13 protein-coding genes are annotated in these 15667 nt (G+C 61.5%); 4 read left to right on the top strand and 9 right to left on the bottom strand.

Going from position 1 to position 15667, the window contains the following annotated elements:
• Positions 1–67: 67 nt before the first annotated feature.
• On the top strand, positions 68–541 hold the full coding sequence (locus SAZ10_RS00340) for an Lrp/AsnC family transcriptional regulator (RefSeq protein WP_318607170.1): 474 nt from the start codon (positions 68–70) through the stop codon (positions 539–541).
• A gap of 233 nt (positions 542–774) precedes the next feature.
• Positions 775–1260, top strand: coding sequence for an invasion associated locus B family protein (locus tag SAZ10_RS00335; protein ID WP_318607169.1), 486 nt, complete (start codon positions 775–777; stop codon positions 1258–1260).
• A 118-nt stretch (positions 1261–1378) separates the two neighbouring features.
• On the opposite strand, the gene SAZ10_RS00330 is transcribed toward SAZ10_RS00335, so the two are convergent.
• From SAZ10_RS00330 to SAZ10_RS00295, 8 genes are all read right to left on the bottom strand, one after another.
• Positions 1379–2341 (bottom strand): PhnA-like protein, encoded by a 963-nt coding sequence (locus SAZ10_RS00330; RefSeq protein ID WP_318607168.1) that lies wholly within the window; start codon positions 2339–2341, stop codon positions 1379–1381.
• A 404-nt stretch (positions 2342–2745) separates the two neighbouring features.
• Positions 2746–3258: a hypothetical protein gene (locus SAZ10_RS00325; RefSeq protein WP_318607167.1), complete on the bottom strand. Its 513-nt coding sequence runs from the start codon at positions 3256–3258 to the stop codon at positions 2746–2748.
• 170 nt (positions 3259–3428) lie between these two features.
• On the bottom strand, positions 3429–5558 hold the full coding sequence (locus SAZ10_RS00320; protein ID WP_318607166.1) for an adenylate/guanylate cyclase domain-containing protein: 2130 nt from the start codon (positions 5556–5558) through the stop codon (positions 3429–3431).
• A gap of 739 nt (positions 5559–6297) precedes the next feature.
• On the bottom strand, positions 6298–6516 hold the full coding sequence (locus SAZ10_RS00315) for a hypothetical protein (RefSeq protein WP_318607165.1): 219 nt from the start codon (positions 6514–6516) through the stop codon (positions 6298–6300).
• Positions 6517–6698: 182 nt separating this feature from the next.
• Positions 6699–6947 carry a hypothetical protein gene (locus SAZ10_RS00310; RefSeq protein WP_318607164.1) on the bottom strand — a complete coding sequence of 83 codons (249 nt, stop codon included), beginning with the start codon at positions 6945–6947 and terminating at the stop codon, positions 6699–6701.
• 66 nt (positions 6948–7013) lie between these two features.
• Positions 7014–10652, bottom strand: a complete 3639-nt coding sequence (locus SAZ10_RS00305) for a CheR family methyltransferase (protein ID WP_318607163.1) — start codon at positions 10650–10652, stop codon at positions 7014–7016.
• A 49-nt stretch (positions 10653–10701) separates the two neighbouring features.
• Complete coding sequence (locus tag SAZ10_RS00300; protein ID WP_318607161.1) at positions 10702–11745, bottom strand: chemotaxis protein CheB; 1044 nt, start codon at positions 11743–11745, stop codon at positions 10702–10704.
• Positions 11746–11807: 62 nt separating this feature from the next.
• A complete protein-coding gene (locus tag SAZ10_RS00295; protein WP_318607159.1) occupies positions 11808–12581 on the bottom strand; it encodes a Crp/Fnr family transcriptional regulator in 774 nt (257 codons plus the stop codon).
• Between the two features lie 454 nt (positions 12582–13035).
• Between SAZ10_RS00295 and SAZ10_RS00290 the strand changes: the two genes are divergently transcribed.
• A complete protein-coding gene (locus tag SAZ10_RS00290) occupies positions 13036–13413 on the top strand; it encodes a response regulator (protein WP_318607158.1) in 378 nt (125 codons plus the stop codon).
• A 134-nt stretch (positions 13414–13547) separates the two neighbouring features.
• Here SAZ10_RS00290 and SAZ10_RS00285 read toward each other — a convergent pair whose 3' ends face one another.
• On the bottom strand, positions 13548–14516 hold the full coding sequence (locus SAZ10_RS00285; RefSeq protein ID WP_318607156.1) for a DUF930 domain-containing protein: 969 nt from the start codon (positions 14514–14516) through the stop codon (positions 13548–13550).
• A gap of 154 nt (positions 14517–14670) precedes the next feature.
• On the opposite strand from SAZ10_RS00285, the gene SAZ10_RS00280 reads away from it, so the two are divergent.
• Positions 14671–15612: an AEC family transporter gene (locus tag SAZ10_RS00280; protein WP_318607155.1), complete on the top strand. Its 942-nt coding sequence runs from the start codon at positions 14671–14673 to the stop codon at positions 15610–15612.
• The last annotated feature ends 55 nt before the right edge of the window (positions 15613–15667 follow it).

The raw sequence follows: 15667 nt of genomic DNA, 5'->3' as shown, positions 1-15667 counted from the left end.
TGCGAAACTGGGCTGAAATGGATATTCGTTGCGCGTTTTCGCATTGGCTTCGAAGGATTCACGAGAAATGCCCCTCGACAGGATCGATATCGCCATTTTGGAGACTCTTCAGAAGGACGGCCGCATCTCGAACGCCTCGCTGGCCGAGGCGGTCGGGCTTTCGCAGTCGGCCTGCTCGCGGCGCCTCGACAATCTCGAGAAATCAGGGGTGATCCAGGGCTATCACGCGCGGCTTTCCAATGCCGCGCTCGGCCATCAGATGACGGCGATCGTGCATATCTCGCTATCCGGGCAGTTTGAGAAGACGCTCACCGAATTCGAGGCGGCGATCAAGCGCTGCCCGAACGTGCTCTCCTGCCACCTAATGTCGGGTGAGTACGACTACATTCTGCGTATTGCCGCAAAAGACCTGGCCGACTACGAGCGCATCCACAAGCAATGGCTTTCGGCCATGCCGCACGTGACCAAGATCAACTCGTCCTTCGCGTTGCGCGAGGTGATCGATCGGACCGCGCTTGGGTTGCGGCCGGAGATGGCGTGAGGTCGAGGCGTCCAATCCGATAAGCTGCTTCAAGCCAAAAACCCAATGGCCGGAGAAGAACAGCGGCGTCCTGCCCAGCGCGGGATGAAACCTCGACGACCTCCTCGACAGCCTGCATGCATTGCTGCTACCTGAGCTAAACAGTGGCTCTGCCAGCTCAACCAGAAGAGGATCGATAGGTGCTGATGTTCAGTTGGTTTCGTGCTTGCACGACAGCCGCGGCGGCTTTGATAATGGCGTCTGTGCCAGCGGCGGCGCAGGATGCCGGTTCAACGCTACCCGGTGGTGCATCTTCCTTGCAGGAAACCTATCAGGACTGGAGCCTGACCTGCCAGGGCGTGCCCAAGGCGGTTTGCGCAGTGTCTCAGCAGCAGACGCAGCAGAATGGGCAGAGGCTGCTCGCGATTGAGCTGGGCAAGGGTGCAGACGGCGGCGTTTCCGGCAATCTCGTGCTTCCCTTCGGGTTGTTGCTCGAATCAGGCGCCACGCTCCAGGTTGATGACGGCCAACCGCGCGCGCCTTTAAGCTTTGTGACCTGCCTGCCCGGAGGCTGCATCGTGCCGCTTGGCTTGGATGCCAAGACGGTCGCAGTGCTGCGCGCGGGCACGGCGCTGAAGATCAAGGTCCAGAGCATGGACAAGAAGGAACTCGCATTGTCTGTCTCGCTGAAGGGCCTGGCCGCGGCGCTCGACCGGCTCAAGGCGTTGGCTGGGGCTTAGGACATTGCAATTCGGTTGAGGCAGTCCTCTCCCGCAAAGCCAATTGATCCGGGGACGGCGCAACGGCATCGGCCAGGACTTAACCGCTGGCGCCGTTCCGGTCATTGAGCCAACCCGTTCAGTGTGGCCGTTGCTCGGGGCGGATAGCTTCGCCGTCCCTGCGCGCCACGGCGCCGGCAGGTTCGCTGGAACGCGACGGCCTGGTCGGCAGCGGCAAACCGGCGGTCATTGTGGGATCGACCGCGCCCATGCGTCCGCCGAACCAGGCTGCTATCGCTCCCAGGATCAGGCCGACCGCGCCAAGCAACGCACCGGTTGAAGTAGCGGTTGCGGTGGTATGCGCAACGTTCCGTGCGGTATCCTGAAACTGTTGCTGATATTGCGAGACTTGGTTACGGGCTTCTTCGATCGGGATATTTCGCGAATGCGCGAGCGCCTGTGCCGCTTGCTCCCGCGCCTGTTGGGCCTGGCCCGGGTCGCCGGTAATGGCGGCGCGCATGGCAGCAATTGCTGCATTGTCAGCACCACTGGCTTGTAGTGCCTGCTGGATTGCCGAGAATGCGTCAGACCCGCCGGGCTGCCTGGCAGCCTGGGCAGCCGTTTGTCCAACAGTGCCCGCAATGTTGCCGAGTGAGCTCAACGTGCCGCCTAGTATTCCCCCGATCGTCGTGGTCAGAAGATAGACAATAACCAACGTGGAAACGGCCCAAGCCGTCAATCCATGCCAGCCCGCGGTGGATTCCCTTGGCATGCCAGCTAATCGCCCAGCGGCATAGCCTCCCGCAAGTGCCGCCAAAATACCCGATATAGCGAACCAGATGCCGGCGCCGATGGAGAACGTCGAAGCCGCTGGGTTGTTGGCTGAACCGGCGTCGAGAGTCGCGGCGCCGACGCCAATGCCAATCATATTGAGGATGATCTGAATGACCAGCGCCAGGACGGCGCCGGCGAAAACCGCACCCCAAGCAACCCTGTTTATCATGACGGTGCGTGCATCCTCGCCCGGCGTGATCGGGCTGGTATGAGGGGCATCGTAGTCGCCGCGGTTGCGCGGCGTGTCGGGATGATGATCGTCGGCCATTGTGGGGCTCCCTTCGATCCCGGTTGATCCATGGACCAGTCCGAACTCGCCAGAGTATTCAATGTTCCGATTTTATTAGTCTCTGCGAATGCAACCTCCGGTCATGGGGGAATGCCGACCGTTAACCCTCCAACGGGGCGCTGGCCTGCTGGTATTCGTCGCTGGTCTCGCGCCAACGTGCACAACCCTGCGCGGCTGGTGGAGGGCTTCGATCCGCGACGAGTCGGCGCCTCAGGGGCACTAAATGGTCAAGGTCGGCGTGAAGCTGCGGACGGGGTCCAGCGCGGAATGACTTGAGGTGGAGCCTTTCGTTCCGCGCTAGCTCTTCTTTTGGAGGGTAAGCCTACCCGAAAGTCTGCAACGTTTTGTGCTGCGCCGACCTCCGGTGCGGGATCATGCTCCTGCTATGAGGGCTTCTGCGTCTCCTGGCAGGAACGCAGAGCCTTGAACGCTGCATCGGTGCCGGCGAGGCTGACCACGATCGGCTGGCGGCCCTCAGGGGTGATTGTCAGCGTGTGTTTCTTGGCCAGATCGTAGATGAAGTCGACGTTGTTGACCGGGACCGTCCCGCCCCGGAAGCCCGGCAACTGTTGCCCTGTCGCCGTTCCGGAAAATTTCTGCCCATCGACATCGAAGCTCACCGAGAGCTGCTGGCCTTCGGTTACGCTCGCATCGGCCTTCGTATAAAGCGACATATAGCCGACCTTCTGGGCGGCGCTCGCATCGATGCCCATCAGGAGCTGCACCTCAGGCGAGAGCTTCTTGGCGATCAGGCAGCCCGGTCCCAGCTTGTCGTTGACGAAGATGTCCCAACCGGCTTCCGAGCCGTATTTTTTGGTTTGCGCGTTCGCGCCCGTCACGGCCAGAGCTATGACCGCCAGAGCAGCACCAGCTTGAGCAAACTTGGTCATTCGCATTCCTCCTCCGTTTTGACAACGAGTCCATAAGCTAAGCTATGCGACCCCAAGCCCCAGAGTTGGCTGCAGCAATCCCCATTGCTTCAAATACAAGCAAACTTGTTGGGCATGATAGCAGGCCGTGTTCTCAACGTCAGCCTATTTGATCTCTTGCCTGGAGACCCCACCGACTACAGCCTTAGCACCCAGGCCTCTATCTTCCCCTTGCCCTTGACCTCAATGGCACCGCGCGGCTCGAAGATGAAGCGGTCCTTCAGCCTTTCGTAGACTGCCCGTGTCACCTGAATCGAATCTGGAATGCCGCCCGCTTCCATCCGGCTCGCGAGGTTCACGGTGTCGCCCCACAGATCGTAAATGTATTTGCTCTTGCCGATGACACCCGCCACCACCGGGCCGCTGTTGATGCCCACCCTGATCCTCAGCGGAGTGTTGTGTTCCATGGCGTGCTCGCGGGTGATGTGGACCATGCGGATAGCCATGCGCAGCATGCGCTCGGTGTGATCGGCTGTAGGCATTGGCAGTCCGCACACTGCCATATAGGCGTCGCCCACGGTCTTGATCTTCTCGATGCCGAGCTCGTTGGCGGCCGCGTCGAAGCGTGTGAATAGCCCGTTCAGCAGCGTCACGACATCGTGCGGGGGCATGTCCGAGGTCAGCGCCGTGAAGCCCACGATATCGGCGAAGGCGACCGTGACCTCGGCGAATCCGTCCGCTATCGACACCTCACCGCCGCGCAGCCGGTTGGCGATCGGAGCCGGCAGCACGTTCAGCAGCAACTCCTCATTTTCGCGATTCTTGCTCTCGATCACGATGTTCTTCTGGTGCAGTTCATCGACCATGTCGTTGAAGGCGGCGCAGAGCTGGCCGATCTCATCGCTGGTGCGAACTGGCACGTTGGCCGAATAGTCGCCGGCGGCGAAGCGTTTCACGCCGGCCGTAAGCTCGCGCAGTGGGCCGAGCAGCGCTCGCGACAGCCAGGCCGACGTGCCGATCACCACGAGCAGCGCCAGCCCTCCGACCGCCATCAGGTTCCGGCGCAGCTGGTAGACCGGCGCAAAGGCCTCCGCGGTGTCGATCTTGGCGACGAGCGCCCAGTGCACGTCGGGGATATCGAGCGGCCCCCACGAGGCGAGCGTCGGAGCGCCACGGTAGCCGATGATCTCGCCCGTGCCCTCGACGCCAGCGAGCCCAGCCCGGGTGGCCTCGGTCTCGATGCGCTGATGGAGCACCGGCGTGCCGTAGCGCTGGATTGCCGCTATCTCTTCGTCCGACGTGCCGACGGATTTGAGTTCGGCGAAATAGACGTCACGGTTTTCATAGAAGGCGCGCGGGGCGGAGCGCACCAGATAGCCGGGCCCGACGAGATAGGCTTCGCCGGTGGCGCCGAAACCCTCCTGCCGCCAATGGCGGTCGCCGGTCACGACGTCATCAATTTCCTCGTTCGACAATTGCGCAATCAGGACACCGATGACGACGCCTTTGTCGATTATCGGAGCGCCCATGAAGGCGATCGGAGCGCCGCCCGAAGGCGCGTAAGGTGCGAAGTCCTCCAGGCAGATTGCCGACGGGTCGGCATTCTCGGAGCAGCGCGCGACGGCGGCCGCGACGTTGGAGGCCCGGTAGGGGCCGAACTGAAGAGAGGTGGCAAAATCCGCCTCCTTCTGGACGGAATAGATGAGGCGACCGGTCTTGGGGTCGGCCACCATGAAGTCGAAGAACCCGACAGTGTCGGCTGCGGCCCGCATCATCGGATGATAGAGGGCGTGCAGCTTGCTGTAGTAGCTGCCATCGCCGGCGTCATCGAGCAGCTTGCGCCGCGCGCCCGGGTTCGGATTGGCCACGATATAGTGGTACTGAAGGTAAATAGGGGAAGGGGTCGCCGGCGCATAGTCGGTCAAGGCTGGCTGCTTCCCCAGGACCTTCGCCATTTGGGGGATGAAATTCGCGGCATACCAGTCGTTGAGCTTCTGCTGCAGCCCGGGTTGCGCGCCGCGGTCGAGTTCGGCGACTGCAGCCCGGAATTCGCGTGTCGATTCGACGACCATCTTCGAGGTGGCAAGTAGATGCAGCTCGGCCCGGATCGTCCTGAAATAGGTCTCGATCTGGCGTGCCTTGGTCTGGCGGGCGGTCGTAAGCTGGTCGAAGACGCTCTTTTCGAGGGCGTCCCTGGCCCGGATATAACCCAGCACCGCTGTGATTATGACGCCGACCGCACCGAGCAGGACGAGTGTCGTGAACAGCTTTGCGGCCAAGCCCCAGCGCGCGGAGCGCGGTTTGCCGTTCACATCTGCGAAAGACATCGTCGACCTCTGGATCACACGGCACGCTAGTCTCAGTCCGGGTTTTGCGCCAGATAGGTGGGCACGCGTTTCGCCCTGGAACCTTACCGAGACAAGGGCCAGTTTGCTCCACTCGAAAACGCCGATATTGGAGACGGGCGTTTATGTCGCCGCGAATCTCGAGCGGCGGAGATTGGCGGAGACGAGGGGGAGCGCTGCACCTTGGGCGAACGAATCCTGCCACCGACCCGGCGCCAAACCTGTTGAATCACCATCGCTCCGCCGCTTTTTCCGTGGAAACTTCTCATTGGTTAATGCCGCCGACGGCTTGTTGCGGCTATTTTGACGATCCGAAATAGAAGAAGCGCTAAGAGAAGCTGGCTCGATCCGGATCAAGGTCTGGATGAGATTGTCAGGCACTGCATACAATCCTTGCGGCAGTGTCTCTGCTGTTGATGTCAGCGCTGCATCGAAGGGCAACTACGACAGTGGTGCGAGCCAGAGATTCTTCGACCCGCTTTTGAGCATGAGAAGTGCCAGCCCATGGTCGTCACCGCCGCGCGGGTCCCCGGTCGGCGAAGGGTTGTCGTCAGAACATGGTGGCGAGTCGCGTTCGCCGACATTGGAGATAGCGATACAGCCCGGCATCAGTGTGGTCACCGGCTACCCCCCACAAGCCCCCGCCCAAGCCGGCGACCGGCACGGGCCCGCCGTTCTGGCTCCACCCCAGACGGCGGGCTTCGCGCATGTGAGCGCGTAGTCAATCCGAATGTGAGGCGGGCTTTCCGGTCAGCCGTGCGAGATGCGCGCGGTGATCACGCAAGTTCTGCTCGAATTCTGTCAGGAGCTGCTCTGCAAGCGCGGTGGAGTGATGTCCCTCGTACAGCTCTTCGATGATCTGGCGTTGGCGCAAGACGTGCCTTTCGGCCTCGCGGATGTGCCGCTCCACCATTTCCAGCTCGGTCTCGCTAGTGGTCACACCGCACCATAGCGGTTTCCAATGCCGGTCGATAGCAAACTTTTGCCTGCGTTGGGGTGGTTTGCGTGAAACAAGGATTGCGAACGCCGTTCAGCCACTTCGTTTTCGCATCGGATTTGTCCGAAGATAGCTGCGCATTTTCACTGCCGCGGTGCTTCGGCTCGGCCAAATGCGCCGATAGCTCAGCTCAATTCAGCGGGGGGGGACCTCACGTCACGCACCGCCTTGGCCGTCTCCGCCAGCAGGTCGTACGAGTGTTTCAAGACCTCGCGGCTTTGGGTGATTAATTTGGCGTTGTAGTCGATGCTGCGAGCGGCTTCGCGCCGGAGTGTCGATTTGCGAGCCTGAGCTCTAAGCCGTTCCTGGCGACGCTGGACAACCCACAACTCACGTTGCAGGTTTTTCAGACGCTCCCCGAAGAACTCCACCATGACGTATTTTAACACGAATGCAGAGCGGCTGCATGTCAACTTTGATCAGACAACATTGGACTGTCCTCAATCGTTGGAGCCTTCCATAGAATCGAGCTCAGGTCCGCCAACGCGTACCTGATCGGACAGCGGAACCTCGATCAGCGAGAGCAGGCCATCGGATCCAAAGCGAAGCTTACCGCGACCCTTCAGGTCGTAGGGGACAACCTTCTCGATCAATTCGGAGCCAAAGCCGCGCAGAGAAGGGGCAGCGTCGAGGGGAGCGGCCAGCTTCTCCTCCCACCTGATACGCAGTTCCTTTTCGTCACCGTTCTGGCCGGTCGCCCATCGGACCTCTATAGTCCCGCCTCTTTCAGACAAGGCGCCGTACTTCACGGCATTGGTGGCGAGCTCGTGAATGGCAAGGCTAAGCGTTTCCGCCGCCTTTCCGCTCAGCGAAACGTTCGGCCCCGAAACGTTGAACTGGCCGTCCTCGCGTCCGCCTTGAGCCGCGAGCTCGTCAAGAATCAGCGCGTGCAAGTCGACTTTCGCATTGGGCGCACGAGTGAGTGCGTTCTGGATGCGAGCGAGCGCGTTGATCCTGCCTTCCAGATGAGCGGCGTAGTCCTCCACGGTTTCGTTCGTATCGGCGGAACGTCGCGCGATCGAACGGATGACGCCCAGCGTGTTGCGGACCCGGTGCTGCAGCTCGGCGAGCAGGATCTGCTGCCGTTCCTGCAGTTGCAGCATCTCGTGGACGTCCGTCACCGAGCCGAACCACTCGATGGGCTGGCCGGAACCGTCCTTGACGGGAATCGCACGCATATGGACGTTGCGGTATTCGCCCTGGTTTTTGCTCCACAGGCGGAGGTCGACTTCGAGATCGCCCTTCTCCTTTGCGTTGGCCCAGGCTTCGAGCACACGCTTCCGATCGTCCGGATGGATCGGCTCCAGCCAACCTCGACCGGCCGCTGCCGGCTCGCTTTGCCCGGTGAACGATGTCCATTGCGGGCTCGACCAGGACCACTCGCCGCCGTCGCTCGCGCGCCACACGAGCTGCGGAATTCCCTCCACGACGGAGCGAAGCCGTGACTCGCTTTCGCGCAACCGCTCTTCGGCCCGGACGATCGGCGTCACGTCGAGGAAGGTCAGCACGACACCTTCGATCACGTTGTCGATGCTGCGGTAGGGCAGGACGCGTGTGAGATAGCGGGCGCCGTTCTCGATATTGCGCGTTTCACGCTCGATCGTGCCCAGCGTCCGCAGCACTTTACGAAGGTCGCTCTCTAGATCCGCATAGTTGATGCGTGCCGCAATATGGCTGATCGGCCTGCCGAGGTCCGTCTCGACGAGGTGGAAGAGATCCGTCATCGCCGGCGTGAAGGTCTTGATCCTGAGATCGTTGTCCAGGAACACGGTGGCGATCTGCGTGCTTTCCAGCAGATTCTTCAGGTCGGAATTGGCACGGCCAAGCTCCTCCACGCGATGCGCAAGCTCGCCATTCACCGTCTGCAGTTCTTCGTTCAGCGACTGCAGCTCCTCCTTGGACGTTTCGAGCTCCTCGTTCGAGGACTGTAGCTCTTCGTTGACCGACTGGTACTCTTCGTTCGAGGCCTTCAGTTCTTCGTTGGTGCTTTCCAGCTCCTCAATTGTCGCCTGCAGGCGATCGCGCGTATGCTGCAGCTCGACCTCCAGCCTATTGACGTGATCATCGCGCACGCCGCTCGGGGGGCTGTGCATACTGGCGACGGCATCGCTCCCATCCGCGGTGGAATAGCCGTCCTGCAGGATCAATGCGTAGCGCATCGGCTGGCCGGGCGCCGGTTCGATCGGCTCCACGGTCAATGTCACCACGATGCTGTGGCCGTTCTGGCCGACCGTCAGTCCACGGACCTGGACCGGGGTCTTCTCCGTCTCGACCTTGTGGAGCGCAGCCCTGACATCCATCCTGAGATCGCGGTGGATAAGGTTCAGAACGTTGAGGCTGGCCATTCCGGTCGGAGGGTCGATGAACCTCCCGGTGCGACCGGAGAAGTGCAGGATTTCGTGGCTCTCATCGATGATCATGTAGGCTGGAGCGTAACGCTCGAGGATACGCTCGGCCTGTTTGGAGAGCGCTGCTGCGCTGCCAAAGGGCGGCCGCGGAACTCCTGGTGTTTCGACCGGTCGCCGGTCGGCCGTCGCCGTCAAAGGAAATTCGGGCAGCACCCGCACGAGGCCTTCCACCTGCCGAAAGATGCGGAAGCGCCTGTCGATCTGGGTGAAAAGCTTGGACTGCCGCGTCACATTCTCGGAGTTGCCGAGGAAGAGCACGCCGCCGGGCCTCAGCGCAAAATGGAACAGCGGGATGACCCGGTCCTGGAGCTCGGCGTTGAGATAGATCAGGAGGTTGCGGCACGAGATCATGTCGAGACGCGAGAACGGAGCATCCTTGATGATGTTGTGCTGGGAGAAGATGCACATCTCCCTGAGCTCCTTGACCACGCAGTAGGTCTCGCCCTCCTTCACGAACCAGCGCGCAATCCTTTCGGGCGACACATTGCGGATCGCGGATTCCGCGTAGCGGCCAATGCGTGCCTGTGCCAGGGCTTTGCCGTCGATGTCTGTCGCGAAGATCTGGACATGCGGCACGGAATCGAGGCGCGCCATCTGCTCGCGCAAGAGGATGGCGATCGAGTAGGCCTCTTCGCCCGTCGCGCAACCCAGCACCCAGATGCGCAACTGGTCGCCGGCGCCCTTCTTCTCGAAGAGCTTGGGCAGCACTTCCGTTTCCAGGAACTCGAACTCCTTCGGGTCTCGGAAGAACTGGGTGACACCAATCAAGAGGTCGTTGAACAGATGCTGAGGTTCCTCCGGATCGGTGCGCAGGAACTCGAGATAGTGCTCGATGGTCTCGGTCTGCGTGACCTGGATGCGTCGTTGGACCCGTCTCAAGAAGGTGTTTCGCTTGTAGCCGTGGAAATCATGGCCCGTCCGGTTGCGAAGAACCGTCGCCACACGGGTCAGCTGAGGAGTGAGCTGGGCGACCAACTGGTCGAAATTTTGGGCATTCCGCGACCGTTCGATCGACTTGATATGCGCGGCGATACGGGTTGCCATATCCTCGACCGGCAGGACGAAATCGGCGATGCTCGCGGCATCCTTGCCGAGATGGTTCTGCAGGCCCTCGCCGGTTCCCGGCGCCGGTGGCTCGGCGAGCGTCAATCCGCCATGTTCCTTGAGAGCGGCGACCCCGAGCGTGCCATCGCTGCCGGTTTCGGAAAAGATGATGCCGACCGCGTGCTCGCTGTACTCCGAGGCCAGCGAAATCAGGAAGCTGTCGATCGAAGCCCGCTGCCCGGGCTGCTCCCCTGATCGCTTCGTCTTGAAGCGGCCATTGTCGAGGCTGACCGTGACGTCGGACGGTGCGAGGTACAGGTTACCCGGCTCGACGGTAAGTCCGTTGGAAATCGTGTGGAGGGGAAGGCCCCAAGCGGCAGCGAGGCGCGACATCAGCTGCTCGTCGTCGCGGGCCTCGCGATATTGCAGTATGACAACCGATGCGACCTCGGGCAAAGCCTTGGCCGACGCGAGATAGCGTTCGAGGCCCGAGGTGGCAGTGCTGGACGCGCACAGCCCTACAAGGAGCGGGTTGCCGGCTCCACTCGGAGGCTGTTCGACCTGCGGTGTCTCGCCTGAATCGGCGGTCCCGGCTTTGCGCCCTTTGCTTGGTTTCTTCGTTGCCAATTGCGTGCTCGTCGCTAACGGGATTGCAGTCAAATACTACTGCAGGAGCCTAGTCGGGGCCAAGCACTTCCAGCGTAGGAAGCTCATCATCAACCTGCAGTTCCGAGCGTGAACGCAGGCTATGCAAAACGGCCTTGCGTATGGCTTCGGCCTGGCTGCGATATTCGGCGGCGCGCCTGGCGTACATGTCGGCAGTGCTCGCCCGGCCTAGTTCGGTTGCATCCCGGCCCATGCGGGCGACCAGCTCTGCACGTTCCTCGATGATGCGCAGCGCTATCCGCATCGCCTCGTCCACCTGCGCCTCCTGCTCATGGAGAAGTGTCTTCGAGGTGTAGGCATGCCCGACCTGGCAACGGTAGCGGAGAGGAGGCCGCCCGTTGACCTCCGAGAGCGTGCCGCCGCAATCGGGGCAGGTCAGGGCTACCGGCTTTGCGATCTGGCCGGTCGTCCTGCTGCCGCTTTGCTGACCGGCCGCTATTTCGATCTCGAGCATGATGTCGTCCGGAACATGGGCAGGTGGGGGCGCGTTTTCGGCGACGTGACGTCTGATCGCCTGAGCGAGAAGCGCGGCTTCAGCACTCATGTCGACCGATGTTGCCTCGAGAGCTGCCAGCGGCATATCGGTAGCGCGCGCTTCGTGCGGGGCCTGGACCAGGGCTATGCCGCCGCATCGCTTGACGGCTTGCAGCCCGGACGCTCCGTCATTCAGCATCCCGCTGAGGATCACGCCGATCGTCCGCGGCCCGAAAACGGCGGCAGCGGAACGAAACAGTGGATCGATGCTGGGTCGAACCATATTTTCGCGGGGACCGTCGCCCAGCATAAGATGGCTGTCACTGATCAGCAGATGATGGTTGGGCGGCGCGATGTAGACTTTGCCATGTGCAAGCGCCGCGCCGTCGCTTGCCGTTTCCACCGGCAACGGTCCGGCATGAGCGGCAACGGTCGTATGGATGCCAGTGCTCGCTGCGGGCACGTGAAGAACTATAATCACGGTGGCGGGCAGGTCCGCCGGCAGGTTCGCAAGAATTGTCTTCAGAGGTTCGACCGCGCCCGCCGAGCCTCCAATCACCACCAGATCTCGATTGGACATGGTCGGGGCTCCGATGACCTTTGAAGGAAACTCTCCGTTTACCGACGAGTTCCGTCGCGATCCTATTTTGGGCCGTCGCCGAGATGGAGATAATCGGCAGTGAAGAACCCCACCCGTTCCAGCGCGGGAAGATCGTTCACGGTCACGGTGCCGCCTTTGAAGGAGATCAGCCCCTGGGCTCTGAGTTCCTGAATCGTGCGGTTGACATGAACGTTAGACAACCCGAGCGTTTCGCCGAGCGCTGCCTGCGTGATGGGCAGCGGATAGCTGGAGCCGGTCACGCCGCCAATCGAGCGCATGCGATAGAAAAGCTCGCAAAACAGATGCGCCATCCGCTCGTAGGCTGTCCGCTGGCCGAGATTGACCACCCACTCGCGCGTAATCGCTTCGTCGAGCAGCGTCGACCGCCATAGGGCGCGCGTCAGGTTCGGGAAATGCTCGGTGAGGGCAAGTACGTCACTTTGCGAGATTATCGCCACCTTGGTGCGCGTCATGGCGGCAGTGGAGTGGTCGACCCGATCGAGAAGGAACAGGTTGAGATCGCAAAAATCGCCTGGGATGAGGTACGCCAGATTCTGGCGGCGGCCGTCGTCGAGGAGCTTGTATCTGCACGCAAACCCTTGAACGATCAGCTTCATACCGCCCGTTAGATCGCCCCTCCGAACGATGTCATCGCCGGGTGCGTAGTCGCGCAGCTTTCCCGTTGCAGCAACAATGGCGCTGCGCTCTTCCGCAGACAGCTGCGTAAATTGGGAAAGCTTGCGGGTAAGCGGATGAGCATCGAGGTCCCGCGCAATTTCGGCCTTTGCTGCGGCGGCTCCCCATTGTGGCGTCATCTCGCAAAGCCCTCTGATGCCTCGACGCTGTGCAGGCGATTAGCGAGTGGAATGAGCCTGCAAGGGCAGCCCTCCGCCTGGCTGTCATGGCCTACTCTAGCTCTTTTCGGAAGGGGGTAAAATGGGGGGAGCGGGAACAGATGCCATTGGGTGAGGCTAGACAAGGCCGACCCGGAAGAGCAGTCCGCGACTGCCGTTATAGCATAGTGCCTCACCAACGCAGGCTGCGGTGCTGCCCTTCAGGCGAAAGTTCCTCCCATTGGCGGCCTGACGATTCTCGAAGGTGCTCAAGCCCCTTCATCCTTGCTCAAACGGGAGTGGTCCGAGATCGCGTTCCATGCGGTCCGAAAACAATCCTGTGTCGGGGTGCTTGGCGTGTGCGATTTCGAACCAACAGAGCCATCGCGCGTTATTCTCTGAACCTTCTGCTGAGCTCCCGCTGGCAAGGAGTGTCATGTCGAACAATTCCCATCGCCTTGAGGGGCTTCGGATCCTGGTCGCCGAAGACGAGTATTTCATTGCCGAAGAGATCGTCGAGATGTTCAAGACGGCCGGTGCCAGTGTCATCGGGCCGGCGCAGACGGTCGGAGATGCCCTGGCCCTGGTAATGGATGGTGAGGCCCTGCACGGAGCGGTGCTCGACATCTGCCTGCATGGGGAAATGGTCTTTCCGGTCGCTGACGAACTTGCCCAGCGCGGCGTGCCTTTCGTGTTTACGACCGGTTACGACAAATCGACACTGCCCGATCGGTTTTCGACGGTAACCCGCTGCGAAAAACCCGTCGACCCGGATCAAATATTGGGCGCGCTTTTTGGTGCAGGAGTCGGATAGCGCCGCCGTTCGCGGACGTTGAGTCTGGCATTTGAAGACCGGACCACATCACGTGGCGTGCATCATACGCGGCAGCCGTATCAAAGGGTACAACGTCGGAGTTCGGTGGCTTTGCTCAGTCGAGAGTGGTTTACCTATGGCGAGGGCAGCCTTCGGCTCTTCCATTCGCTGCGCGGGATCGGATCGCCGACGTGGAAGGCGAAGGAGATGACCTTCGTCGCATCCATGTCAACCTCGCAACGATAGCTGACCTCGTACCACTGTCCCTGGGCGCTAAAGGCGCCCCTGGTGATCTCAATGACCGTCCCGTCCTTTGGTTGGTAGGTAGGTAAAAGCTCCGGAAAATAGGGCGGTGAGGTGTTGAGTAATTGATATTTCAGCTCCGTGTGGCAAAGCTGACTGGCCCGCTTGCCACGCGACAAATTCCCGATCGCGGTCGCTCCAGTCGGATCGCCGGTGGCTGTGCGCGAAAATAATTTCTTCGCTTTTTCAAGCTTTACGGCTTGCCGCATTTTGACGGCGTCTGCCGATTTCGGTGTGGGCGCCTCAGGCGCGCCGGCTTGCGAAGCTCGGTTCATCACCCCAACCGCTGTTAAAACGTGCGGTTCTGCTACATCTTGTTTCTCCGGATCGGGCGCCGGCTCAGGCGACTCCGGACCCTCTTCCGCGCTGTTGCCGTCTAGGGACTCTCGGGGGCCGGCGTCCTTCTCGCCAAACTGGTACACGGACCTCACAGCAGGGGAGGGCGGAGGCGGGGAGGGGGCATTGCTGGTTGGCGGCGGTGTCTTGACCTTCGCTTCCTGCTGCTTTTCCGGTTTGGGTGCTTGGGCAGACGGCGCCGGTTCGACTTTGGCTTTGTCCTGCGGCTTCGGCGGCGGTTCGGTTTTGGGCCTCTCCGGCGGCTTCGGCGGCGGCACCAGATCGACCGCTATGGCCTCATCCTTCTGCGGCTCGGAGAGCGAAACCGGCAGCCCGAATATCAAAAGCGCGGCGATGACCAGATGAACGACGAACGAGGCGGGCATGGCCCACCTGAACACCCGGCGCTCATCCCGCATGTCTTCGCTCATCGCGACCGGTGTGGAATGAAATGTTGGCGGCATCAAGCATTGAGTTGACAGAGGCTTTCAGCATCCAGGGCGCGGGGGCCCATCAGCCGGTATCAGGCGGTGCGCCACACCGGCAAACATGCCCGGCGCAAATGCTTCGCAGCGTGTATAATGCTCCCGCTCAGGGCATTGCCAGGGGAACACAAGGATGGAAGTCGCCGATCTGGTCCTTCCTGTCTTTGCGATCATCGTGACCGGCTGGCTGGCCGGGTGGTCCGGCTACATTTCGCGGTTGCTCGCCGACGGGCTCGTGCATTTCGCCTACAATGTCGCGATGCCCGCGCTGCTGATCGTCACCATCGCGCAGGAACCGGCGCGCAATCTTCTGGAATGGCGCTTCCTGCTGGCATTCGGAGGTGGCTCTGTCTTGTGTTTCGCGCTGGTGTTCCTGGCCGTTCACACGGTGTGGGGCCGCGATCTTGGCAGCAGCACCATGTTTGGAACGGCCGCGGCGATGACCAACACCGGCTTCGTCGCGCTGCCGATACTACACGCCATCTACGGCCGTCCGGCCGTCCTGCCCGCCGCGGTCGCCACCGTGTTCGTGGCGGCGGTGATGTTCCCTGCTGCGGTCATCCTGCTCGAAAGCAAGGCGCGCGGCACCCGGTCGACCGGATCGGCCATCCTCCTGAAGCGGATCGTGCTCAATCCGATGATGCTGTCCACGCTGATCGGGCTGGCGTGGGCGGTCACTGGCCTGCAGATTCCCGGCCCTGTCGCGGCCTATATGAACATCTTCGCCGGTGCGCTCACGCCATGCGCGCTCTTCGCCATAGGGCTTGGCCTATCGGCCGAAGGGCTGCGCTCGAACATTACCCCATCCGTTGCGCTCGCCGCCGTGAAGCTCGTGATCATGCCGCTCGTCACCTATGTTCTTTGCGTGGTATCGGGCCTCAACTCGCTCTACACGATCGCCGCCGTTATCTGCGCCGCCGTGCCGACCGCAAAGACGGTCTATATTCTCGCGGGCGAGTACAAGACGGAGGAAGCGCTGATCGCGGCCACCGTCTCGGTTACGACGCTGCTGTCGGTCGCAACGCTACTCGCCTGGCTCTATGCGCTTTCGTGGTTGGTGGGGAGGGTGGGGTAGGTGAGCCGAGCGAATTGCCGTCAGCTTAGTGATTGGCAGAACGCACCAAAGTGAC

It is taken from the genome of Mesorhizobium sp. BAC0120, assembly GCF_033542235.1.
Classification (GTDB): domain Bacteria; phylum Pseudomonadota; class Alphaproteobacteria; order Rhizobiales; family Rhizobiaceae; genus JAWRCU01.
The sequence above is the reverse complement of the archived record's forward strand: the minus strand, read 5'-3'. Positions and strand labels throughout refer to the sequence as shown.